The organism is Phyllobacterium sp. TAF24 (genome assembly GCF_052113785.1).
GTDB lineage: Bacteria > Pseudomonadota > Alphaproteobacteria > Rhizobiales > Rhizobiaceae > Phyllobacterium.
This window is the reverse complement of the sequence record NZ_JBFRDN010000003.1, coordinates 13,736-36,011: the sequence shown is the minus strand read 5'-3', so window position 1 is coordinate 36,011 and position 22,276 is coordinate 13,736. Positions and strand designations below refer to the sequence as shown.

Here is a 22,276-nt window from a genome sequence, read left to right as displayed (position 1 = left end):
CATCCAATTCCCATAGAGACTGGATAATGTTCAGTTCTGCACTCGCAAAAGGAGAACCCCATGCCGATACAGGATCTGGTCAACACGATAGCAACTGAAGCCAATCTTGATCCGCAGGTGGCGGAAAAGGCGGCGGGCACAGTGCTTTCCGTGCTTCAGCATGAAGCACCTGAGCAGGCCGCAACTCTCTTTGCCAAGATACCCGGCGCCGCGCAGCTGGCGCAGAGTTTCGATGTTATGGCTGCGGGCAATCAGGCGGGCGGCTTATTGTCCAGCATAACCGGGTTTCTCGGTGGCGCTGCGGGTGAAAAAGTCGGGGCAATCGTCAATGGTGTCGCGACGCTCAAGGCGAGCGGTTTGACGGTTGAGCAGATACAGCAGGCTGGTTCTGCGGTCGTTGCCCATGCCAAGGCTTCCGCTGACCCGGAACTGATTGACAAGATCGTAGCCTCTGTTCCCGGGTTAAAAGGCCATTTTGGCTTCTGAAATATATGGGCGGCAAGTGTACAGGCTGACATTTACAGCCTTTCCGGTTAAACCGCTGCTATGCCGTCGATGCGAGGCGGAGGAGCGGATGAAATGAACGGGACACGACGCGCGGTTTATTTTGCGCTTGGCTGGGTGATGGTCGCGCTCGGGTTTATCGGGGCGCTGCTTCCCGTCATGCCTACGACCATTTTCCTGATCATCGCCGCGTGGTGCTTTGGTCGCTCTTCCCCACGCTTTGAAAAATGGCTGCTGGAACATCCTGTCTTTGGGCCGACATTGGTCCAGTGGCAGCGCCATGGTGCCATTCCGGTTCGGGTGAAATACATTGCCTGTGGCGGCATGGCATTCGGCTATGGCTCATTCTGGTATTTTGCCCGGCCGAGCCCGCTTCTCGGCGCGGTGGTCGCTTTATTCTTTATCGCCTGCGCCTGGTATGTCGTGTCACGTCCAACTGTCTAGCAAAACGTCGGCGATAACCATATTGGCCCGAATCGAAGCAGCGGCCTCCATTTGGCGCAGTACTATTCCGTACCGCTGATGATCAGGATCATTCAAAGCCCAGTAATTGCCGGAAACGGCGGGACGCCAAATGCTACTGGCAAAAACCAGTTGACAAGCCCATTCAAAAATCCAATTCTATTACATAAAAAGGGGATATATTCCATTATAATGGAATTATTGAATGAGGAGCAGCGGTGGCTGATTTACTTGTAAGCTTGTACACGGACAAGCTGTCTGAGCTGAAAAGCAAAGCTGACAATGTCGCTGTCACCATCCGCCCTGTGCTTGCGCCAGAAGCGCAGCTGGTCACAGATTGGGTTCGTGAGCACTTCAGCGCCAACTGGGGCAGTGAAGTTGCCGTTGCCATCACGCGCCAACCCTCCGCCTGTCTCATCGCGATTGAAAACGGCGAGCTTGTGGGATTTGCCTGCTATGATGCAACCGCGCGCGGCTTTTTCGGCCCCACTGGCGTTCACCCTGACAAACAGGGAAAAGGCATTGGCCTTGCTCTGTTTTCGGCCACCCTGCAGACAATGAAAACGCTCGGTCATGCCTATGCCTTTATCGGCGATGCGGGGCCGGTGGATTTCTACGCCAAGGCAGCCGGTGCCATCGAAATCCCTGCCAAAGACAAAGGCGTTTATGAGGGCATGTTGCACGCCAAGCGCACCTGACCTCGTTTCCAATCAGACCTTATGGAGTAAATACAGTGTCCAGCCAATTGCCTCTCGCCCTGTTTGTCGGCATTCCGAACACAACCTTGTCTTCAGACGAAATTGCGCTGTTTCGCGAGACCAATCCGCTTGGCCTCTTCGTTGGTCGCCGCAATCAACGCGAGCCGCAGCAGGTCAAGGCGCTGATCGAAAGCTTCCGCGAAGCGGTAGGCCGCGAGGACGCACCTGTCTTTACTGATCAGGAGGGCGGCCGTGTGCAGCATCTTGACGCCGGCCCATGGCCGCTGTTCCGCAGTTTTGGCGAGTTTGCAAAGCTGGCCCAGCATGACCTTGAACTGGCGCGCAAAGCCCTGCGCCTTTCCTCCCGCGCCATGGGCACCATGATGAGCGAGCTTGGTCTTTCCAGTGGTTGCTCACCGGTGCTTGATTTGGTGTTCGACACGACAAGCGATGTCATCGGCGCGCGTTCGTTTGGTTCTGATCCCGCGCTTGTCACCATTCTTGGCCGTGAAGTTGTCGATGGTTTCCTCGAAACCGGCAACATGCCCGTGATAAAACACATTCCCGGCCATGGCCGTGCAACGCTGGATTCCCACAAGGAGCGCCCGGTTGTTGATGCCAGCAAGGAAACTCTTCTGGCTACCGATTTCAAGCCGTTCATCGATCTGAAGGATACGCCCTGGGCGATGGTGGCCCATGTGGTTTATTCCGCCTATGACAAGGAACAGCCCGCTTCCGTTTCGCCTGTCATGCTTGATGTGATCCGCAAGGATCTGGGTTATGAGGGCGTGCTTATCTCTGATTGCATTTTCATGAACTCGCTGACTGGCACGATGCCCGAACGCGTCGCACAGGTTCTTGACGCCGGTTTTGACATTGCCCTGCACAGCCACGGCGATCTTGCCGATAGTGAAGCGGCTGCAAAGGCTTCCCGCCCGCTGACTGAAGCAGCCGCCCGGCGCATCGCTGCTGCCAATGCCCGCCTTGGTTCGTTGAAAGTTGATGTCAAAGCAGTTCATGCGGAAGTTGAAGACATGTTTGCCAGTGCACTCGTCAGTTAAACGCGTTTAATCAATAATAAGAGGGGAATACGCATGTCGAGAAACCGTCTGTTTGCAGCAGCTTCTGCAATGATGTTTTTGTCAGCACCTGCCATGGCGCAGAGCGTACTGACCGTCAATATCGAGCCTGCCACCACCTGGGTGCGCAACTTTAATCCGTTCAACCAGACATCGGCGCGCCAGAGTACGCTCGATTTCATTTATGAGCCGCTCGTCATCTTCAATCGCTTTGACAATAACAAGCCGAACTTCCGTCTGGCTGAAAGCTTCAAGCTGGCGGATGATCTGAAGAGCATGGAGTTCAAGCTGCGGCCTGATCTCAAATGGTCGGATGGCAAGCCGTTCACATCGGCTGATGTGAAGTTCACCTATGATTACCTTAAGAAATTCCCGGCGCTGGATTTTGTCAGTATCTGGAAATTCATTGATGGCGTCGAAGTTGTCGATGCACAGACCGTGCGCTTCACCTTGGTCAATCCAAGCTCGCTTGCGGCTGACCAACTGGTGCAGGTGCCAATCATTCCGGAACATGTCTGGAAGGATATTGCCGATCCCGTGACCTTTGCCAATGAAAGCCCCGTTGGTAGCGGCCCGATGACCGAGATTGTCAGGTTCACCGGCCAGACTTACGATCAGTGCCGCAATCCGAATTATTGGGATGCTGCTGACCTCAAGATTGACTGCATGCGGTTTCCGCAATTGGCTGACAACAATCAGATATTGACGGCGACCGCCAATGGCACGCTTGATTGGGGTGTCTCGTTCCTGCCCGACGTGGAAAATACCTATGTCGCCAAGGACCCCGCGCATTTCCATTACTGGTATACGCCCGGTAGTATGGTCGCGTTCCTGTTCAATCTGGAAACGGCCAATCAGAATAACCGCAAAGCGTTCAATGACGTGAAATTCCGGCGTGCCGTCAGCATGGCACTTGATCGTCAGGGGATGATTGATGTGGCTGGTTATGGCTACCCGACCCTGAACGATGATCCATCAGGCATGGGTGAACTCTACAAGAACTGGTCTGATCCCTCCGTCCTCGCGGACTTCGGCAAATATGGAAAATATGACACGGATGCCGCCAAGGCTTTGCTTGATGAAGCCGGTTATGCGGATAAGGATGGCGATGGTTTCCGCGACAATCCTGATGGGTCAAAGCTGTCATTCTCGCTGATCGTGCCCAATGCCTGGACCGACTGGATCGACACGGTTCAGATTGCCATTGAAGGCATGCAGGCGGCGGGCCTCGATGTGAAGATTGCCACACCGGAGGAGGCTGTCTGGTCCGGTAATCTCATCAATGGCTCATTCGACATGGCCATCAACAGCCTGCCAGCCGCCGCATCACCCTATTACCCCTATCAGCGCGCCTTTAACGAGACTGACAAAGGCAAGACACGCTTTACCGCGCAACGCTGGTTCAGTCCTGATCTCGCAAAACTGCTGGTTGATTTCACCCGCACCGCCGATCCGTCGGCCCAGAAGGATGTGATGAACAAGGCTCAGCGCATCGTCGCGGAAAATCTGCCTATGATGCCGGTGTTTAACAATCCGAACTGGTATCAGTATAACACCAAGCGTTTCACCGGCTGGTCGACGAAGGAACATCCATTCGTCAATCCTTCGATCACGCGCAACAATCCGGCGCGTCTCATTCACCTTCTGGCGCTTGAGCCGGTCAAATAGGCATCGCAACAGGTAATGGCGGGTTATAGCCGCCCTTGCCGCGATGGGGGATGCATATGGCTTTTTTGCTTCGACGCCTCGGATTCTATCTGGCTGCCTTCATTGCGGCGGCCACGATTAATTTCTTCCTGCCGCGCCTCATGCCGGGAGATCCGATCCAGATCATGTTTTCCAGCACCGGCACCGAACTGTCGGCTGAGAATCTTGAGTCGTTGAAACTGACTTTCGGTTTTGTTGACGGACCGCTCTGGCAGCAATATCTGACCTATCTCCAAAGCATTTTTACCGGCGATCTTGGCCGCTCGATTAAATATTTCCCGCTGCCGGTAACGCAGGTGCTTGGCCACGCGCTTATCTGGACCGTTGCACTCATGGGAACAGCAACACTCATCAGTTTCACGCTGGGAACGTTCCTCGGCATTCTCGCTGCATGGCGGCGCGGCAGTGTTTTCGATGTCGTCGTATCCGTTGGCGCGATCTTCGCTACATCGGTTCCGGCGGTTGTCACATCGCTGATCGTGCTGTTCTTCTTCGGTTTCACGCTCAACTGGTTCCCGACAGGCTATTCGGCTGATCCTGCGCTCGATCCGTCTTTTTCGTTCACCTATATCGCAAGTGTGCTCTACCACGGCATTCTGCCAATGGTGACGCTGTGCTCGGTGCTGACAGGCGGCTTTGCCGTGACCATGCGCAACAACATGATCAATCTTCTCGGCGAAGATTACATCATCATGGGGCGGGCAAAAGGCCTTTCCGACAGCCGGGTGATGATCTGGTATGCGGCGCGCAATGCGCTTTTGCCAACCGTCAGCAGTCTTGCCATTGCCATTGGCACGGTGCTTGGGGGCTCACTGGTAACCGAGGTTGTGTTCAACTATCCCGGTCTTGGGAATATTCTCTATCAGGCGATCCTCGCCCGTGATTATCCCGTCATTCAGGGCCAGCTTCTGATCATGACCATCGCTATGCTTATCGCCAATTTCATCGTGGATATCAGTTATGTGCTGCTTGATCCACGCCTGCGGAGGACATGAGCCATGAAAACACTCATTGCCGGACTTGTCCGCAACCGCAAAGCACTTGTCGGGATGATCATCCTTTTGATCATCATGCTGATTGCCCTCGCGGCACCACTTCTGACAGAATATAATCCCGCCGCGCGTGTTGGCAGGCCGCATCAGCCGCCATCAGCTGACCATTGGCTTGGCACGACGCGCATCGGGCAAGATGTGTTCGCCCGCCTGATTTACGGAGCAAGAACATCGCTCGCGGTGGGTTTCGGTGCCGGACTAATAATCACGGTGCTAGGCACTGCGCTTGGTATTATTGCCGGTTATCGCGGCGGCAAGACCGATGAAGTCATCAGCTTCTTCACCAATATGGTGCTGGTTGTTCCCAACCTGCCGCTCCTCCTCGTGCTTGCTTCATTCATCGGACAGGCCAGTCCGCTGGTTATAGCCGTTATTCTTGGGCTTACGTCGTGGGCGTGGGGCGCACGCGTGACCCGTGCGGAGACGCTTTCCGTCAAGCAAAAGGATTTTGTCAAGTCCGCCGAGATGATGGGCGAGCCGCGCTGGCGCATCATGACCTTTGAAATCTTTCCGAACCTGATTTCCATCGTTGGCATCAATTTCATTGGCAGCGTTATTTTTGCCATTATCACCGAAGCGACACTGGAATTTCTTGGTCTCGGCGATCCCAAGACCGTGTCATGGGGTATGATGCTTTATAATGCGCAAAAGGCCTCCGCCCTGTCGGTTGGTGCGTGGTGGGATATTCTCACGCCCTGTTTCGCGCTCGCGCTTCTCGGCATCGGGCTTTCGCTGTTGAATTTTGCCGTGGATGAGATCGCCAATCCGCGTCTTCGGACAGGAAACAGTATGAGCCGCTGGTCGGCGCTCATCCGTTCCGGGGAGGGCCGCCTGTGACTACGCCTCTGCTTCAGGTGAAGAACCTCACCATCGACTATATTGGCGACAAGACAGATTTTCGCGCTGTGGATGATGTCAGTTTTGACGTGGCCCATGGTGAGACGTTTGGACTTGCCGGTGAATCCGGTTGCGGCAAAAGCACGATTGCCTTTGCCATCAGTCGCTTGCACAAACCTCCGGCGCTGATCCGCTCCGGCCAGATATTGCTGGAGGGCAGGGATGTCCTTGACCTCAATCCGGCGCAGCTGCGTGATTTTCGCTGGCGGGAAGTTGCCATGGTATTCCAGAGCGCAATGAATTCTCTCAATCCGGTGCTGCGTATTGAAGCGCAGTTCTATGATGTGCTGCGCACGCACCAAGGGATGAGCAAGGCGCAAGCACGCGAGCGCACTGCGGAAATGCTCCGTCTTGTCGATATCCCGCCGGATCGTATGAAGGATTATCCGCACCAATTTTCCGGTGGCATGCGTCAGCGTATCGTCATTGCCATCTGCCTTTCGCTGAACCCGAAGATCGTCGTCATGGACGAGCCGACGACGGCGCTCGACGTGGTGGTGCAACGGGAAATCCTGCAACGCATCAATGAACTGCGCCGCACTTTCGGCTTTTCGGTATTGTTCATCACCCATGATCTCGGCCTGATGGTGCAGTTCTGCGACCGCATTGGCATTATGCTGGCAGGCAAACTGGTTGAGCAGAATACCGCCGAGAAAATCTACGGTGATMCGCAGCACGACTATACAAAGAAACTCTGGGCTTCCTTCCCGTCGCTGCATGGTGAACCGGTTATGGAAAGGGTGCCGACATGAGCGAGCCGCATTCTGCTATCCTCGCGCTTGACCGTGTGTCGAAATCCTTTGGCCGCCCGCCGTTTCAGGTGAACGCTGCACAGTCGGTTTCCTTTGAGTTACATGCGGGCAGAACCCTTGCGCTCGTAGGCGAATCCGGCAGCGGCAAGACCACCTGCGCACGGCTGGTGATGCGGGAATATACACCAAGCGACGGCCAGTTGCTGTTCAAGGGCAAGCCCGTTTCAACGGATAATGCGTCAGCGCTCGCCGCCTATCGCCGTTCAGTCCAGATGATCTTTCAGGACCCCTTTTCCTCGCTCAATCCGGCTCACACGATTGACTATCATCTGCGCCGTCCGTTACAACTGCACCGGCGTGATCTCAGGGGCAAACAGGTCGATGCGGCGATTGAAGAACTGCTGACCCGGGTCAAGCTCGATCCAAGAATTGTTGCGCAGAAACATCCGCACGAACTTTCCGGCGGCCAGCGCCAGCGTGTCAACATTGCCCGTACTCTCGCGGTCGGTGCTGAAGTGATTGTTGCTGATGAGCCCACCTCCATGCTCGATGTTTCGGTGCGGCTAGGTGTGCTCAATCTGCTCAATGAGATGAAGCGTGATATGAAGCTGGCGCTGCTTTACATCACCCATGATATCGCCACGGCCCGCTATGTCGCGGAAGATATTGTCGTCATGTATGCAGGGCAGATCGTTGAGTGGGGTAACGTCAACAAGGTCATCGATAATCCGCAGCATCCCTATACCAAGCTTCTCCTGTCAGCCGTACCAGACCCAGAAATGCGGTTCGATGATCCAAAGGCCCAATTGAAGGCTGCGGATGTCGAGGAGGTCAGGCGTTTGTCTGCGGTTCCGCAGGATCGTGTCATTGCCATTGATCAGGACCATTTCATCCGTCAGGTGGCGAGCACGCGTGCGGCGTAAAACGCCTCCTTGCGATTGACTGAAACTGCCGGATGATTGCACAATCCTCCAAATTGGGCCAAAGCCGATGTTCCGGCTCTGGTTCGCGTGCGTAATAGTACCTAGATTGGGCGGGTGTTATCCGAGGAGACCGGCCGTGGACAAAATCACCGAACTTGCACAATTGATCGAAAAGCATACGGGCGCCGATGGCCTGTTTTCGACGGATATTCCGCGTTTGAATCTCGCGCGCGCCACGGCCCCGACTGAACCGAACCATGTTGTCCACGAACCTGCCGTCTGCGTCATCGCGCAAGGGCGCAAGCGGACAATGCTTGGCGATGAAGTCTATTACTACGACAAGGCAACCTACCTGACCGTGTCTGTTGACCTTCCCATTGTTGGTCATGTCATCGAGGCATCGGAGGACGAGCCCTATCTCTCCATGAAACTTGATCTCGACCCCACCATGCTCAGTGCATTGCTGCTTGAAGCGCCGAAGGAAAGTTTCGGCAACCAGCTTCCAGACCGGGGCATGTCGCTCAATCCCATGGGACCGGAACTGCTTGATAATGTCGTGCGCCTCATTCGCCTTCTCGACTCGCCAAAAGACATTCCGATGCTGGCACCGCTCACCGAGCGGGAGTTGCTCTATCGGCTGCTGACCGGTGAACAGTCAGGGCGTTTGCGCCAGATAGCGCAGTCGGAAAGCCGTCTGCATCAGGTGAACAAGGCAATCGGGCTGATCAAGCGCAACTTCCGCAAGACATTGCGCATTGAGCATGTGGCATCCGAAGCCAATATGAGCCCGTCTTCGTTCCACCAGCACTTCAAGGCGGTGACATCGATGAGCCCGCTGCAATATCAGAAGCAGTTGCGGCTGCAGGAAGCCCGCCGACTGATCCTCAGCCAGTCATTGGATGCGGCAACAGCCGGTCATACGGTTGGCTACGACAGTCCGTCACAGTTCAGCCGTGAATATGCGCGTCTCTTCGGTCAGCCACCACTGCGCGATATAGCCCGGTTGAAAGACATGCCGGACTATCTGCTCGAGGGTTAAAGTCGCTTGCCGGTTGCCTTGTCAAAAATATGCAGGGCACCGGCATCGATGGCGAAACGTTGGGCAGCCCCTGCCGTGATGCTGGATTTTGGCGGCAGGCTGGCGGTTAAGCGCTGATTGCCGATGGTTGAGGTAACAACCAGTTCCGGGCCTGTCAGTTCAACCACTTCCACCATCGCATCAATGCCCAGCGCCGTATCTCCCGATGCTGCGAGGCTGAGGCTTTCCGGGCGGATGCCGATCACCACATCACGCACCTGACCGGCCTTTTCCCTGATCTCTTCCGGCAAGACGAAACTGCCGATCGACCCGTCAATATGAGCCACTCCGTCAGCCACGGTTGCTTCCAGCATGTTCATTGGCGGCGACCCGACAAAGCTGGCCACATACCGTGTAGCGGGGCGGTTATAAACCTCATCCGGCGTTGCCAACTGTTCGATCTGGCCGTCGCGCATCACCGCGATCCGTGTTGCAAGGGTCATTGCCTCGATCTGATCGTGGGTCACATAGACAATCGTGGTTCCCAGCATCAGATGCAGACGTTTGAGTTCCGTGCGCATTTCCATGCGCAGTTTGGCATCAAGGTTGGAAAGCGGCTCGTCGAAGAGAAAGATTTGCGGGTTGCGCACCAAAGCCCTTCCGATGGCAACGCGTTGGCGCTGGCCGCCTGAGAGTTCGGAGGGTTTGCGTTCAAGCAGATTCTCGATCTGCAGGATTTTGGCGGTCTTCTGGATGGCCTCCGTGCGCTCTTCCGCCGGAACCTTGCGCATTTCCAGCCCGAAACCGATGTTGCGTGCTACGGACATGTTTGGGTAGAGCGCGTAGGATTGGAACACCATGGCGATGTCGCGATCCTTCGGATGCACGCCCGTCACCGAGCGGTCGCCAATACGAACATCACCTTCCGTCGCCTCGGCCAGTCCGGCGATAATGTTCAGAAGTGTGGATTTTCCGCAGCCGGATGAACCGAGGAGTACCAGAAACTCACCGCTTGCCAGCGAGAGATCAATGCCCTTCAGGGTTTCTATCGTGCCGTAGCGCTTGCGGATGTCAACGAGTTCAAGGGCGCTCATAGCGCATTCTCCGGCATAGTATCGAGGTCATGGCTGTCATAGCGGCGCGGTATGGTTGAAATGGCTTTGGAAGCCACATGGACACCGGCGGCGATGCATTGCTGCAGCGGCATTTCTCTGGCGAGAGCTGCCAGAAAAGCCGCGTTGAAAACATCACCAGCACCGATCGTATCGGCAACGAAAACCGGCGGCGCATCGGTTTTTACCAACTCATTATCCGAGCCAATGGCCAATGCCCCATCCGGTCCGCATTTGACCACGACAATCGCATTGTCCGGCATCAGCGCCTTGAGTTTGTGCGCGGCATCGGCAGGCTCAACACTATTGGCAAGGCGAGTTGTTTCCACTTCATTGAACAGGGCGCAATGGCAGCGCGATAGCCATTTGCGGGTCGCCGCGCGATTGGCCTCTGTCCAGCCGCCGATTGGCCAGCCCGTATCCAGTGCAATGCGAATATCGTTATCATCGGCCCAATCGAACAGCGCATCGTAATCTGCGACCAGTGTGTCGGTCAGGAATGATCCGCACAGAAGGATGTAACCGCCGCGCAACTGCCTGACATCGAGCATATCAAGCACTTCCGGCCATGAAAGCGCGCCGAGATGTCCACGCGTGGTGAAGAATGTGCGCTCACCATTGGGATGGGTGATGCCGACAGAAAGAGTGGTTCCGGTTGGAGCAATCGGCCAGCGCTTACCCCGTTCCCCAAATTCCTTGTGCAGCCATTCGCCGAACTGGTCAGTCCCGACATTGGCGGCGATCTGGAAATCGATGCCTAGTCCTTCCCAGGTCAGGGCCGAATTACCGGCAGAACCACCAACACGCAGTTCGTCATAATCAACCATGATCTCGGTTCCGGGCGTCGGCCAGGGATCGGCAGGCCCGAGGATCAGGTCAACATTCACATTTCCAATAACGGCCAGTGGACGCATGTCTCATTCGCTCCGTGTAATCTTGGTCGAGCGAACGGGCGTTCCGACATCGGCTACGCGCTCACCTGAGAAAGCGATCATGAAACGCTGAGCGGCAGGCAGAAGAGCGAAGATGGCTGCGATATCGGTGGCTTCACCGACATTTACAGTTGTCGCTCCATCAATCGGTGCTTCGCCTGATGCGTCAAACACGACGACAGGTGATCCAGCCTCGGATGCGGAGATTGCCATTCTTGCGACGAGTTCAGCCGTGGCATCCTTGGCGCGAAACAGCACCACGCCAATTTTTGGTCCGAGCATTTCCATTGGACCGTGACGCAGCTGCCCGCCTTCCAATGAGAAGCAGGGAATCCGTGACAACTCCGTCAGCCCCAGCGCAATGGCTTCGGCAACACCCTGCAAACGGCGACCTGATGTGACGACGGATGAAACTCCACTCAGTGTCTTAACGGCAGCATCAATGTCGGGTTTGCTGCCTTCTTCAAGGAGCTTCAGCGCAGCCGACGGATCGTCGCCAAGCGCGGCCAGCACGGCAAGATGCAGCGCAAAGCTGACGGTGAGACTGCGGGTGGCAGCGAAAGCGTTTTCAGTTCCACCGGCACCAACCAGTGAAGGCACGGTGCGGGCCAGCGTTGACCCGCCTTCGAGCGTCAGCCCAAACGTATCAGGGGCAATCCCGGCCTCATCAAACCAGCGCAGCACTTCAGCGCTTTCGCCTGACTGGGAGGTCACAAGAATTGTTTTACCGGCAATGGGCACGGGCTGGCCAAGCTGCTCCGACAAAGGCATGGCGACGGCATCAATACCCAAGCTGCGATAGAGCGGCTCAACGGCACGGCTAACAGCGTGAGAACCGCCCATGCCAAGCAGGAGAAGGCGGCCGGTCTTGCGCAGCGATTGGGCGATTGTTGCGGCAAGCGGTGCAGCGGCTTCAAAGGAAGCAATTGCATCGGCATTCTGCCGTGCCATTTCCTTTTCGATTGCCACAAGGCCCGCTGGCCGGTTTGTATCAGAAGTCATACTTATCCTTTGACGCCGCCATTGGTCAGGCCTGAAATCAGGGCACGCTGCATAAAGAGACCGATGATCAGCGGCGGCAAGGCGGCCAGCACACCCGCTGTGGCTATCAGTCCATAATCGGAGACCCGCCCGCCCGCGAGATCGGCAATGGCGACGGTGAGGGTTTTTGCCCGCTGGTCAGAGGTGAACAGCAGGGCATAGAAGAATTCATCCCACGCAAGCAGAAAGGCAAAGAGCGCGGCGGTTGCCATGACAGGAGCAGCCAAGGGCAGGGTGATCAGGCGCAGGATCTGGTCAAGTCGCGCGCCGTCAACGGTGGCGGCGCTCTCAATCTCGCGCGGAATGGAATCGAAGCCGGATTTCATCAGCCATGTGGTGAAGGGTGCGAGGATCGTGAGGTAAACCAATGCCAGCCCGAAAACATTGTTCAGAAGCCCGAGCCACGACAACGCCATGTAAAGCGGCACAGCCAAGGCGACGGGCGGCAGCATATAGGTGGCGATTACCGCATAAAGCGACCAGCCGACACTTGGTGTGCGTGATACAGCCCATGCGGAGGGGATAGCGACAAGAAGCGCAGCCGCTGTTGCCATGCCTGCCACCTCAAGGCTGTTGAACAGCGAGGCAACGAATGCTTCACCCGCACTGTTGGCAGCACTCGACAGGAGAACACCATAGCGCGACAAATCGATGGTCTCAGGCCACCAGCGCAGCGGCTTGGTAATGAGGTCGGTGGTCGAAGAAATGCTCATGATGAACAGCCAGACCACAGGCGCAAGAATAACTGCTGCCAGCAGTAGCGCCGCTATATAAACAAAGATGGTGGCTGTCAGGCTGCGGCGTTCCATCAGGAGGCTCCTGCGCTTTTGCGGATGAGCGCCGCATAGGCCACGGCAAGAATGGTGACGAGAAGCGTGACAATCAATGCAAGCGATGCACCAGAACCCGCTCGCTGGAACGAGAATGCTTCCTGATAAACGAGGATCGACAGGGTGCGGGTGCTATTGGCGGGACCGCCACGGGTCATCACCCAGATAATGTCAAACACCTTGAAGGCTTCGATGGTGCGCAGAACCAGCGCAACCATCAGCGGGCCTGCGAGATAGGGCATGATGACGAAGCGGAAACGCGACCATGCACCGGCACCGTCCACCATGGACGCTGCGGTGATATCGCGAGGAACAGCTTGAAGTGCCGCCAGTGCGATGAGGGCCACCAGTGGAAAGTTCTTCCAGCAATCGGCAACGATCAACGCGGTCAACGCAGTGCCGGGCTCCCCCAGCCACGACCGATAGGTGTCGAGAAGGCCGATCTGCGTCAGCGCAGCGTTGAGGGCACCATATTCAGGATTGTAGATCAGCCGCCACAAAGTCGCATTGACCACCGTAGGCAATGCCCATGGCAGGATCATCAACGCTCGCAGCACGGAGCGGCCATAAAACTGCTGGTTCAGGAGCAAGGCGGCCAGAACGCCGATCACCATTTCCGCCGCAACGGAGAGGACGGCGAACAGCGTGGTGGTGATCAATGTACGCTGGAAATTGGAGCCGGACAGGATTTTCACGTAATTGTCGATGCCGACGAAATTCCCTTCGGTGCCAACCAGTTTGGCATCGGTGAAGGACAGGCGCACCGTATCGACAAGCGGCCAGCCGATAATCGCGATCATGACGATGAGGAGTGGCAACATCAGAAGCCACGCGCGGGTCGTAATCCAATTGCTCGTCATAAAAATCAGCCTGCCACAATATCAATCATTGAGAAAGATACGGGCGGCAGCACTGTTTCTGCCGCCCGTATGGTTGCATCAAAGACCGCTGTTCTCAGCGGCGGTTTTCAGCGCATCCTCAGGCTTGCTCTGGCCGAGCAGCGATTCCTGAACAGCCTGTTGCAGCGCGGTCGACAGTTCCTGATACTTTGGCGTTGTCGGGCGTGGATACATGGCGGCAAGGCTTTGCTTGGCCGCTGCAATCAGTTCTTCCTGCCCCTTGGATACGGCCGGATCCGTATAGGACGATGCCCAGATGGGCAGGCTCAGCTTGGCATACTGGTTCTGCGTCTGCTGGGAGGTCATGAAAGTGATGTATTTCCACGCTTCGTCAGGGTGTTTGCTGGTGGAGGTGATGCCGAGCCCCATGGAGCCATTGACGGCTGAAACCGTGCTCTTGCCATCAATGCCGGGGGCCGGAACCACGCCAACCTTACCCGCGACCTTGCTGTCCTTCGGGTCATTGGCCATATTGTACATATAGGTCCAGTTGAGCGCGAAAGCGGCTTCGCCATTCTGGAATACCCGGCGTACATCCTCCTCAAGGAATTCCTTGGAATTGGGGTTGGTCAGGCCAGACTTATAGCTGTCGACCATATAGTTGAGTGCATCAAGACCGCCACCTGTCTGGAACACCGGCTTGCCATCCTTGATGAAGCTGCCGCCATAGGCGCTGACCAGCGTGGTGTAATCGCAAATGGCAGCTTCCGCCTGTGACCAGCTCCAGGCGATCGGCGTTGCCAGCAAACCCTTGTCCTTGATGATCTTGGCCTGTTCGGCGAGTTCGCCCCAAGTCTTTGGCGGGTTCTTGATCCCTGCCTTTTCGAGGATTTCCTTGTTGTAGAAAAGATATTTGGTATCGAGAATCCACGGCATGCCGTAGCGCTTGCCCTGATATTCGACGGTCGTCCATGCGCCGGGGAGAACGCCCGTTTTCATGTCGCCGGTGATCTTGTCCGATACGTCAAGCAACACCTTGTTGGTGGCGTATTCCGCAGGCCAGATCACATCGAACAGAACAACGTCGTAACCGCCGCCGGAGCCCTGCGCCAAAACGGTCTTGTCGTGCAGGCCTTCATAGGGAACAAATTCGAGATTGACGGTCACATCAGGATTGGCCTTGGTGAAGGCTTCGGTCATCGCACGCACATCCGCCTCGCTATAGGCGGCCTGTGCCATGAACAGGGCATTGATCTTGGTTTCCGCGTGGGCAGGAGAGGCGAGCGCCGCTCCCAAAAGGGTCGCGCTTAGAAGCGCTGTCTGAATGGATTTCAACATGATACCTCCTATTGGCCTTGTAGCTCGCGCACCATCCATTATAGACGGCGCCGATTGGTCGTCACAGTCCGGGAGCTTTTCTTGTTCAGGATCTGCCCGTGACGTGTTACGCCCAGCCAGTGCTCACATTCCCCAAGACTCTTGTGGTCTTTTGCATTAAATCAATTGTCTTGACTTATTTCTTGATCAATATTGTTCTGGTGTCAAGAGGGGACAGAATGGACGCGAGAAAATCGATCCGGGCGAAGAGCGGAACCAATCTGGGTGGTGCCAGTGCACATAACCGGCGCATCATGATTGATGCTTTGCGGGTGAATGGTGCGCTGTCCCGTGCCGATCTTGCACGAGCGACCGGACTGACGCCGCAGACAGTCTCCAACATCATTGAAGAACTGGCCAGTGACGGACTTGTACAATCACAGGCGAGCGTCCGCAAAGGACGCGGCCAGCCCGCGACGCCCTATCAACTTGTGCCCGAAGGGGCCTTTGCCATCGGTCTGCAGATTGACCGGCACATCACGCGAGCGGTGATTGTCAATCTTGTTGGCGATGTGCTCGTGCAGTTTGAGTCCAAGCTACCAGCCGGTGGCCCAGCCGAAGGTGTCGTCGTTATTCTTGATCTCGTCGAAAAGGCCCGCGAGGCGCTGACCGCACAATACCCGCAGGCGGCGCGAAAGCTCGTTGGCCTTGGCCTCGCCATGCCGGGGCCGTTCGGTATCAACGAGCTTTACGATGATCCATGGATGATGACCGCGTGGCAGAATTTTCCGCTGGTTGAGCGGATTGCCGAAGGCACTGGCCTTGAGGTCGCCTTGCAGAACGACGCTTCTGCCGCTGCAACTGCGGAGCGATTGATGGGGGCTGCGCACGGCCTTGATCATGTGGTCTGCATCTATCTTGGCTATGGTCTTGGCGCCGGGTTGATCCTCAACGGCGAGATTTATGGCGGCGCTTATTCCAATGCTGGCGAGATCGGCATGATGCTGGCGCTGGCACCGGGTGACGGTGCGGATGTGGAGCCGTTGGAGCATTACACATCCATGGCCTCGCTATGCAATGTGCTGGGGCTCGATCGATCTGATCCGAAGCTGTTCGAACTTGTCACCGATGCGGTGGTCAAGGGCGGACCCGTGGTGGAACGCTGGATCGACAATGCTGCGGATCGCCTGCGCCGCACGGTGCAGATGCTGGAATCCATTTTTGATCCCCAAACCACGATTTTGTGTGGAGGAGCGCCGAAGGTGTTGATCGACAGCCTTATCACGCGCATGGAACCCATCTTGCCGTCTATCGCCGACCGGGCGCTGCGTTACCCCGAGCCCCGCCTGCAGGCAGGGCTCGCTGATCCTTGGTCGGTTGCCTTGGGAGCGGCAGCGGAACCGATCGCGCGGGCGTTCGATCCGCGCTTCTCGGCAATTCTGAAAACGCCTTAAGCTGCGTCTTTGATCGCGTCACCCAGCATCGACACGATAGTATCGATCTGTTCTTTCTCGACGATCAGCGGCGGCGAAAGAGCGATGATGTCGCCGGTGACGCGCACCAGCAAACCCTTCTTGAAGCAGTCGGTGAAGACGTCATAACCGCGCGCGCCGACTGCATCGGGGCGTGATGTGAGTTCAATACCAGCGACAAGACCAATCGTGCGGATATCAACGACGTTCGCAAGACCCTTGAGGCTATGGAGTGCATCCTGCCAATGCTCAGCCATGTCAGCGGCGCGGGTGAGCAGGCCCTCCTCTTCATAGACTTCAAGCGTGGCCAGACCGGCGGCACAGGCAACGGGATGGCCGGAATAGGTATAGCCGTGGAAAAGCTCGATCTGATTTTCAGGGCCGTGCATCAGCGCATCGTGAATAGTTTCGCTGGCAAATACAGCACCCATCGGCACGGCACCATTGGTCAGCCCCTTGGCGGTGGTGACGAGATCAGGCACGACGCCGAAATAATCGACAGCAAAGGGTGTGCCAAGACGGCCAAAACCGGTGATGACTTCATCAAAAATCAGAAGAATGCCGTGTTTCTGGCTGATCGCACGCAACCGTTCCAGATAACCCTTTGGCGGCAGGAGAACGCCGGTTGATCCGGCAACAGGCTCGACAATAACAGCGGCAATGGTCTCGGCGCCATGCAGCGCGACCAGCCGTTCCAGATCGTCAGCCAGATCAGCGCCATGCTCAGGCAGACCTTTGACGAAGGTATTGCGCACGGGATCATGTGTATGGCGGATATGGTCGGTGCCCGGCAGAAGCGGGAACACGCGGCGATTATTGACCAACCCGCCGACGGAGATACCGCCAAAGCCGACGCCGTGATAACCGCGTTCGCGGCCAATGACGCGCGTGCGTGTGCCCTGACCGATGGCACGCTGATAGGCGATGGCGATCTTGAGCGCCGTATCAACCGACTCCGAACCGGAACCGGTGAAGAACACTTTTGTCAGTCCAGCCTTCTTGCCACCGGGCGCGCGTGCTGCAAGCTTTTCAGCAAAGTCGAATGCGAGCGGATGTCCCATCTGGAACGAGGGTGCGTAGTCCATGGTCACCAACTGGCGCGCCACCGCATCGGCGATCTTTTCGCGGCCATGGCCAGCATTGACACACCAGAGTCCCGCCGTGCCATCGAGCACCTGTCCGCCATCGATATCGGTGTAATACATGCCCTTGGCGGAGGCGAGCAGGCGTGGTGCCGCCTTGAACTGCCGGTTCGCCGTAAAGGGCATCCAGTAATTTTCGAGTGACGGGGTATTGCTCATCAGCATGGTGGAAGCTCCTCTTCTCCGGTTAGGGAGCCATGCTTTCTATTTGCCAACAAGTCCTTTTCTGTGATTCTATAACATATTGATTTTACTGATATCTTATTTCATAAATTCGCTATATCAAACATGTAGAACAGCTGATGAGGCAGGATATGCAAATTGATCTGGGCGGGCGGCTCCGTTATCTCAGGCAAAGACACAATCTGTCGCAGCGTGAACTTGCCAAGCGGGCCGGTGTGACCAATTCCACGATTTCGCTGATCGAGTCCAATCAGACCAATCCGTCGGTTGGAGCGCTTAAGCGTATTCTCGATGGCATTCCAATCGGTCTTTCCGAGTTCTTTGCTATCGAGCCTGATCTCAAGCAAAAAGTGTTCTACGAGGCGGGTGAACTGGTGGAGATCGGTAAGGGCAATATCTCTTATCTCCAGATTGGCGAAAACCTGTTTGGCAGGGCGTTGCAAATCCTCAAAGAACGCTATGAACCCGGCGGTGATACCGGACGGGTCATGCTTGTGCATGAGGGCGAGGAAGGTGGTGTTGTCATCAGCGGCAGAATTGAGGTCACAGTCGACGATCAGCGGCGCATTCTCGGGCCCGGCGACGCCTATTATTTCGAGAGCCGCCAGCCGCACCGATTTCGTTGTGTCGGTCCAAATCCTTGCGAAGTCGTCAGCGCCTGTACGCCGCCGACGTTTTGATCAGGGTGAAGGAGATTATCGCAGCGACGAAAACCAGGCAATGAGTTCGGCACTATTGTGAAGCCCGAAGGCACGCATGATGCGGGCGCGGTGCGCTTCTATGGTTCGTTTTGACAGGCCAATTTCATGGGCGATCTGCGCATTGGTCTTGCCCTGTGAGACAAGGGTGAGCACCTGTCTCTGCCTGTCCGAGATCAAGCTGGTATTACCAGCCACAGTACGGTTCATCGGCTCAAAGCAATAAAGCGCTTCGGCGAAGGGATCGGCATGATTGCCGCTGCGCCCGCGTACCCGGCACCAGAAACTCGCCCCGTCACGCCGCCGCATCACCCGTTCGTCATAATAGACACGCCCGCCAGCGAAATTTGTTCGCCACATTTCTCCGGTACGAACAAAGTCCGTAATTTTCGGATAGAGACGGCTAAAGCTCTGGTCGATCAATTCGCCGCGTTCATAGCCGAAGGTCTCGGCGAATTCGAAATTGCAATCGCGTATGATACGGTGCGTCGCATAGACCATCGGTACCGGCATGTCAGTCAGGATGAAGCGTTTTGCGCTTCCTGAAACGGCAATGTCGGAGATAGGAAACTCGGCTGCGGTCATGCAGTATTAATACGACTACCTGTGCCACCAAGACAAGCCATACCGTTGCGGCAACGGCAGCCTGCAAAACCTGCCGCAGAGGATGGAGAACAATGGGAGAGTGTTCTTGAAAAAAGTTCGTTCAGATGTAAGCGATGCGCTTGATGGCGTGCTGTTTGACGGCATGACCATTATGGCCGGAGGCTTTGGCCTCTGCGGTATTCCCGAAGCCCTGATCTACGCAATCCGGGATTCCGGTGTGAAGGACCTGACTGTCATTTCCAACAATGCAGGCGTTGACGGCATCGGCCTTGGCGTTCTCTTGGAAACCAAGCAGATCCGCAAGATGATCTCGTCCTATGTGGGTGAGAACAAACTGTTTGCCCAGCAATATCTGTCGGGTGAGCTGGAGCTGGAATTCAACCCGCAGGGCACGCTTGCCGAGCGCATTCGTGCCGGTGGCGCGGGCATTCCGGCATTCTTCACCAAGACCGGCGTTGGCACCATTATTGCCGACGGCAAGGATGTGCGCGAGTTTGACGGCGAATCCTATGTGATGGAGCGCGGCCTGTTTGCCGATCTTTCCATCGTTCACGCCTTCAAGGGCGATACGGAAGGCAATCTTGTCTATCGCAAGACTGCACGCAACTTTAACCCGATCATGGCCACAGCCGCCAAGGTCACGGTTGCCGAAGTTGAAAATCTGGTGGATGCGGGCAAGATCGATGGCGACCATGTCCATACACCCGGCATTTTCGTCAAACGCATCGTGCATGTGCCCAATCCCGTCAAACATATTGAACAACGGACGACCCGTCCGCGTCTTGTCGCTGCAAGTGGGGTGAACTGAGATGGCCTGGACACGTGATCAGATGGCCGAACGGGCCGCAAAGGAATTGCAGGACGGTTTTTATGTCAATCTGGGCATCGGTATTCCGACGCTTGTTGCCAATTTTATTCCGACAGGCATGAGCGTTCAGCTGCAGAGCGAGAACGGCATGCTGGGCATGGGACCTTTCCCCTATGAGGGCGAAGAAGATGCCGACCTTATCAATGCCGGTAAGCAGACAATTACGGAGCTGCCGACAACGAGCTACTTTTCCGGTGCCGATAGTTTCGGCATGATCCGCGGCGGCCATATTGATCTATCGATCCTCGGTGCCATGCAGGTTGCCCGCAATGGCGATCTGGCCAACTGGATGGTTCCCGGCAAGATGGTCAAGGGCATGGGCGGTGCCATGGATCTGGTGGCCGGCGTGAAGAAGGTTGTCGTCGTCATGGAACACGAGGCCAAGGGTGAGGCCAAGCTTCTCGAGGAATGTACGTTGCCACTTACCGGACAGCGTGTCACCGATCTCGTCATTACTGATCTCGGTGTTTTCACAATCGAGCGGCGCGGCGCGGCGAAGATGACGCTGATCGAGATTGCGCCCGGTGTTACGGTGGAAGAAATCAAAGCCAAGACACAAGCGACTTTTGACGTTGCCCTGTAATATAATTTTGCATTATGCCTAATGGAAACCGGTAGAGGATAATCCTCCGCCGGTTTTTCTCGTTTTGAAGCTCACATCCTTATTTCCGCCCGTTTTACTGGCATTTCGTCTGCAATGCTGACGCAATCTCCTCCTGCAATGATCGGGCACTGGATTGAATTATACCCGTTCGCCTATATTAAGCGGTCGGTAGCGAAAGGGTCTATCGCATTGAAGTCTGATTTTTATGGGCTTATGTCACTCAAAGCGCTTTGGCGCATCATGCAACCGATAAAGCGAATGGCGTAACAGCGTGGACTCTTCGATAAACCAACCGGACCTGAGCAAAACACTGGCTTCCATTGTCGACAACAGGAGCAAGCGGAATGTTTTTCGCAGACACCCCTTCCTGTGGGGCGGTGGGCTTATCGTTGTCGCGATTCTGGCAGCCATGTCGTGGTATTCTCGTGGCACGCAATATAACTATACCGAGAAGCCGCTGACCAAGGGCACGCTTTCCATCACCGTATCGGCAACGGGAACTGTGCAGCCGACCGAACAGGTGGATGTGTCCAGTGAGCTTTCCGGCACGGTTCGCACGGTGCTGGTCGATTACAATAGTTTCGTCGGCCAGGGCGATGTGCTGGCAACGCTCGATATTGACACGATCAACACCAATATCGAGAGCTCGAAATCAAAGCTTCTGGCATCGCGTGCCCGTGTTGTGCAGGCACAGGCAACACTCGCGGCCAAAAAGAATGCGTTTGAACGCATGACGGCCCTGCAGGACAGCAGGGTTTCATCCGTGCGCGAGCTTGACGTTGCCAAGTCGGAATATGACTCAGCCGTTGCCGCGCTTGATGTGGCGAATGCCGAGGTGGCCGTTTCGGAAGCGGAACTGCAGGTCAACGAAACCTCCTTGCGCAAGTCCAAGATCATATCGCCGATTGATGGTGTCGTGCTGAGCCGTTCGGTTGATCCGGGTGCGACGGTTGCCGCTGCTTTTCAGGCGCCTGTTTTGTTCAAGCTCGCCGGCAATCTGAAAAGGATGGAGTTGCAGGTCAATGTTGATGAGGCTGATGTCGGTCTCGTCAAGCCGGAACAGGACGCGACCTTCAATGTGGATGCCTATCCGGACCGCACTTTCCCGGCAAAAATCGTCAATATCCGTTTTCAACCCGAAACAGTCTCGAATGTTGTCACTTACAAAGCCATGCTGGCCGTTGACAATGAAGACCTTGCCTTGCGTCCGGGTATGACCGCCACGGCTTACATTAATGTCAAGGAAGTCAAGGATGCGTTGCTTGTCCCCAATGCGGCATTGCGGTTTACACCGCCCAATGAACCGGTAAAGGTTGAGGCAGCCAATCCTGCTGATCAGACACCAGCTATACCTGATACAGTCAAGAAGGATGCCGGGGCACAGCGGAATGTCTGGGTGCTGCGTGGTGGCAAGCCAGAGAAGCTTGAACTGCGCACCGGCGCGACAGACGGGCGCAACACAATCGTTCTTTCCGGTGAGATCAAAGCGGGCGATCAGGTGATCGTGGCTGCAAGCACGCCGCCAAAATGACCGCTCAGC

At 56.0% G+C, this 22,276-nt stretch carries 23 protein-coding genes; 15 read left to right on the top strand and 8 right to left on the bottom strand.

Features of this window, described 5'->3' with window-relative positions:
* Positions 1 to 60 precede the first annotated feature (60 nt).
* The 10 genes from AB4Y96_RS03695 to AB4Y96_RS03650 all read left to right on the top strand — a co-directional run bounded on the left by AB4Y96_RS03695 (position 61) and on the right by AB4Y96_RS03650 (position 9,113).
* On the top strand, positions 61 to 486 hold the full coding sequence (locus AB4Y96_RS03695; RefSeq protein WP_441915728.1) for a hypothetical protein: 426 nt from the start codon (positions 61 to 63) through the stop codon (positions 484 to 486).
* Between the two features lie 93 nt (positions 487 to 579).
* Positions 580 to 948 (top strand): YbaN family protein, encoded by a 369-nt coding sequence (locus AB4Y96_RS03690; RefSeq protein ID WP_441915726.1) that lies wholly within the window; start codon positions 580 to 582, stop codon positions 946 to 948.
* 236 nt (positions 949 to 1,184) lie between these two features.
* A complete protein-coding gene (locus AB4Y96_RS03685) occupies positions 1,185 to 1,664 on the top strand; it encodes a GNAT family N-acetyltransferase (protein WP_441915724.1) in 480 nt (159 codons plus the stop codon).
* Between the two features lie 35 nt (positions 1,665 to 1,699).
* Positions 1,700 to 2,725: a glycoside hydrolase family 3 N-terminal domain-containing protein gene (locus AB4Y96_RS03680; RefSeq protein WP_441915723.1), complete on the top strand. Its 1,026-nt coding sequence runs from the start codon at positions 1,700 to 1,702 to the stop codon at positions 2,723 to 2,725.
* A gap of 33 nt (positions 2,726 to 2,758) precedes the next feature.
* Entirely contained in the window at positions 2,759 to 4,411 is a 1,653-nt protein-coding gene (locus AB4Y96_RS03675) for an ABC transporter substrate-binding protein (RefSeq protein WP_441915721.1), read from the top strand.
* A 56-nt stretch (positions 4,412 to 4,467) separates the two neighbouring features.
* Complete coding sequence (locus tag AB4Y96_RS03670) at positions 4,468 to 5,445, top strand: ABC transporter permease (RefSeq protein ID WP_441915719.1); 978 nt, start codon at positions 4,468 to 4,470, stop codon at positions 5,443 to 5,445.
* Positions 5,446 to 5,448: 3 nt separating this feature from the next.
* The gene (locus AB4Y96_RS03665; protein WP_441915717.1) at positions 5,449 to 6,339 is read left to right on the top strand and encodes an ABC transporter permease; all 891 of its coding nucleotides are present in this window, start codon (positions 5,449 to 5,451) and stop codon (positions 6,337 to 6,339) included.
* Entirely contained in the window at positions 6,336 to 7,151 is an 816-nt protein-coding gene (locus AB4Y96_RS03660; RefSeq protein ID WP_441915715.1) for an ABC transporter ATP-binding protein, read from the top strand. Before AB4Y96_RS03665 ends, AB4Y96_RS03660 begins: the two co-directional genes overlap by 4 nt.
* Positions 7,148 to 8,074 carry an ABC transporter ATP-binding protein gene (locus tag AB4Y96_RS03655; protein WP_441915713.1) on the top strand — a complete coding sequence of 309 codons (927 nt, stop codon included), beginning with the start codon at positions 7,148 to 7,150 and terminating at the stop codon, positions 8,072 to 8,074. The genes AB4Y96_RS03660 and AB4Y96_RS03655 overlap by 4 nt, the downstream gene beginning before the upstream one ends.
* Positions 8,075 to 8,210: 136 nt before the next feature.
* Positions 8,211 to 9,113, top strand: coding sequence for an AraC family transcriptional regulator (locus tag AB4Y96_RS03650; protein WP_441915711.1), 903 nt, complete (start codon positions 8,211 to 8,213; stop codon positions 9,111 to 9,113).
* Here AB4Y96_RS03650 and AB4Y96_RS03645 read toward each other — a convergent pair.
* The 6 genes from AB4Y96_RS03645 to AB4Y96_RS03620 form a co-directional block, all read right to left on the bottom strand.
* Positions 9,110 to 10,186 (bottom strand): ABC transporter ATP-binding protein, encoded by a 1,077-nt coding sequence (locus AB4Y96_RS03645; RefSeq protein ID WP_441915709.1) that lies wholly within the window; start codon positions 10,184 to 10,186, stop codon positions 9,110 to 9,112. The genes AB4Y96_RS03650 and AB4Y96_RS03645 overlap by 4 nt on opposite strands.
* Complete coding sequence (locus AB4Y96_RS03640; protein ID WP_441915707.1) at positions 10,183 to 11,118, bottom strand: PfkB family carbohydrate kinase; 936 nt, start codon at positions 11,116 to 11,118, stop codon at positions 10,183 to 10,185. The genes AB4Y96_RS03645 and AB4Y96_RS03640 overlap by 4 nt, the downstream gene beginning before the upstream one ends.
* 3 nt (positions 11,119 to 11,121) lie before the next feature.
* Positions 11,122 to 12,138: an SIS domain-containing protein gene (locus tag AB4Y96_RS03635; protein ID WP_441915705.1), complete on the bottom strand. Its 1,017-nt coding sequence runs from the start codon at positions 12,136 to 12,138 to the stop codon at positions 11,122 to 11,124.
* Positions 12,139 to 12,140: 2 nt separating this feature from the next.
* A complete protein-coding gene (locus AB4Y96_RS03630) occupies positions 12,141 to 12,986 on the bottom strand; it encodes a carbohydrate ABC transporter permease (protein WP_091882984.1) in 846 nt (281 codons plus the stop codon).
* Positions 12,986 to 13,867, bottom strand: coding sequence for a carbohydrate ABC transporter permease (locus tag AB4Y96_RS03625; protein WP_091882981.1), 882 nt, complete (start codon positions 13,865 to 13,867; stop codon positions 12,986 to 12,988). The genes AB4Y96_RS03630 and AB4Y96_RS03625 overlap by 1 nt, the downstream gene beginning before the upstream one ends.
* A gap of 78 nt (positions 13,868 to 13,945) precedes the next feature.
* Positions 13,946 to 15,184, bottom strand: a complete 1,239-nt coding sequence (locus AB4Y96_RS03620; protein WP_091882978.1) for an extracellular solute-binding protein — start codon at positions 15,182 to 15,184, stop codon at positions 13,946 to 13,948.
* 218 nt (positions 15,185 to 15,402) lie between these two features.
* Here AB4Y96_RS03620 and AB4Y96_RS03615 point away from each other — a divergent pair, with 218 nt between their 5' ends.
* Positions 15,403 to 16,617: an ROK family protein gene (locus AB4Y96_RS03615; RefSeq protein WP_441915703.1), complete on the top strand. Its 1,215-nt coding sequence runs from the start codon at positions 15,403 to 15,405 to the stop codon at positions 16,615 to 16,617.
* On the opposite strand, the gene AB4Y96_RS03610 is transcribed toward AB4Y96_RS03615, so the two are convergent.
* Complete coding sequence (locus AB4Y96_RS03610) at positions 16,614 to 17,942, bottom strand: aspartate aminotransferase family protein (RefSeq protein ID WP_441915701.1); 1,329 nt, start codon at positions 17,940 to 17,942, stop codon at positions 16,614 to 16,616. The genes AB4Y96_RS03615 and AB4Y96_RS03610 overlap by 4 nt on opposite strands.
* A 149-nt stretch (positions 17,943 to 18,091) precedes the next feature.
* Between AB4Y96_RS03610 and AB4Y96_RS03605 the strand changes: the two genes are divergently transcribed.
* Positions 18,092 to 18,640 carry a cupin domain-containing protein gene (locus AB4Y96_RS03605; protein ID WP_091882971.1) on the top strand — a complete coding sequence of 183 codons (549 nt, stop codon included), beginning with the start codon at positions 18,092 to 18,094 and terminating at the stop codon, positions 18,638 to 18,640.
* Positions 18,641 to 18,655: 15 nt separating this feature from the next.
* Here AB4Y96_RS03605 and AB4Y96_RS03600 read toward each other — a convergent pair whose 3' ends face one another.
* Positions 18,656 to 19,243 carry a LuxR C-terminal-related transcriptional regulator gene (locus AB4Y96_RS03600; RefSeq protein ID WP_441915699.1) on the bottom strand — a complete coding sequence of 196 codons (588 nt, stop codon included), beginning with the start codon at positions 19,241 to 19,243 and terminating at the stop codon, positions 18,656 to 18,658.
* A gap of 82 nt (positions 19,244 to 19,325) precedes the next feature.
* Here AB4Y96_RS03600 and AB4Y96_RS03595 point away from each other — a divergent pair, with 82 nt between their 5' ends.
* The 3 genes from AB4Y96_RS03595 (at position 19,326) to AB4Y96_RS03585 (ending at position 22,267) form a co-directional block, all read left to right on the top strand.
* Positions 19,326 to 20,072 (top strand): CoA transferase subunit A, encoded by a 747-nt coding sequence (locus tag AB4Y96_RS03595; RefSeq protein ID WP_441915697.1) that lies wholly within the window; start codon positions 19,326 to 19,328, stop codon positions 20,070 to 20,072.
* Between the two features lies 1 nt (position 20,073).
* On the top strand, positions 20,074 to 20,715 hold the full coding sequence (locus tag AB4Y96_RS03590; protein ID WP_441915695.1) for a 3-oxoacid CoA-transferase subunit B: 642 nt from the start codon (positions 20,074 to 20,076) through the stop codon (positions 20,713 to 20,715).
* A gap of 292 nt (positions 20,716 to 21,007) precedes the next feature.
* Positions 21,008 to 22,267 (top strand): efflux RND transporter periplasmic adaptor subunit, encoded by a 1,260-nt coding sequence (locus AB4Y96_RS03585; protein ID WP_441915693.1) that lies wholly within the window; start codon positions 21,008 to 21,010, stop codon positions 22,265 to 22,267.
* Positions 22,268 to 22,276 lie beyond the last annotated feature (9 nt).

Coding starts and splice junctions, on each gene's coding strand:
- AB4Y96_RS03695 (WP_441915728.1), top strand. CDS start 61: ATGCCGATACAGGATCTGGTCAACACGATAGCAACTGAAGCCAATCTT.
- AB4Y96_RS03690 (WP_441915726.1), top strand. CDS start 580: ATGAACGGGACACGACGCGCGGTTTATTTTGCGCTTGGCTGGGTGATG.
- AB4Y96_RS03675 (WP_441915721.1), top strand. CDS start 2,759: ATGTCGAGAAACCGTCTGTTTGCAGCAGCTTCTGCAATGATGTTTTTG.
- AB4Y96_RS03670 (WP_441915719.1), top strand. CDS start 4,468: ATGGCTTTTTTGCTTCGACGCCTCGGATTCTATCTGGCTGCCTTCATT.
- AB4Y96_RS03665 (WP_441915717.1), top strand. CDS start 5,449: ATGAAAACACTCATTGCCGGACTTGTCCGCAACCGCAAAGCACTTGTC.
- AB4Y96_RS03655 (WP_441915713.1), top strand. CDS start 7,148: ATGAGCGAGCCGCATTCTGCTATCCTCGCGCTTGACCGTGTGTCGAAA.
- AB4Y96_RS03645 (WP_441915709.1), bottom strand. CDS start 10,186: ATGAGCGCCCTTGAACTCGTTGACATCCGCAAGCGCTACGGCACGATA.
- AB4Y96_RS03640 (WP_441915707.1), bottom strand. CDS start 11,118: ATGCGTCCACTGGCCGTTATTGGAAATGTGAATGTTGACCTGATCCTC.
- AB4Y96_RS03635 (WP_441915705.1), bottom strand. CDS start 12,138: ATGACTTCTGATACAAACCGGCCAGCGGGCCTTGTGGCAATCGAAAAG.
- AB4Y96_RS03630 (WP_091882984.1), bottom strand. CDS start 12,986: ATGGAACGCCGCAGCCTGACAGCCACCATCTTTGTTTATATAGCGGCG.
- AB4Y96_RS03625 (WP_091882981.1), bottom strand. CDS start 13,867: ATGACGAGCAATTGGATTACGACCCGCGCGTGGCTTCTGATGTTGCCA.
- AB4Y96_RS03620 (WP_091882978.1), bottom strand. CDS start 15,184: ATGTTGAAATCCATTCAGACAGCGCTTCTAAGCGCGACCCTTTTGGGA.
- AB4Y96_RS03615 (WP_441915703.1), top strand. CDS start 15,403: ATGGACGCGAGAAAATCGATCCGGGCGAAGAGCGGAACCAATCTGGGT.
- AB4Y96_RS03610 (WP_441915701.1), bottom strand. CDS start 17,942: ATGCTGATGAGCAATACCCCGTCACTCGAAAATTACTGGATGCCCTTT.
- AB4Y96_RS03605 (WP_091882971.1), top strand. CDS start 18,092: ATGCAAATTGATCTGGGCGGGCGGCTCCGTTATCTCAGGCAAAGACAC.
- AB4Y96_RS03600 (WP_441915699.1), bottom strand. CDS start 19,243: ATGACCGCAGCCGAGTTTCCTATCTCCGACATTGCCGTTTCAGGAAGC.
- AB4Y96_RS03595 (WP_441915697.1), top strand. CDS start 19,326: ATGGAGAACAATGGGAGAGTGTTCTTGAAAAAAGTTCGTTCAGATGTA.
- AB4Y96_RS03590 (WP_441915695.1), top strand. CDS start 20,074: ATGGCCTGGACACGTGATCAGATGGCCGAACGGGCCGCAAAGGAATTG.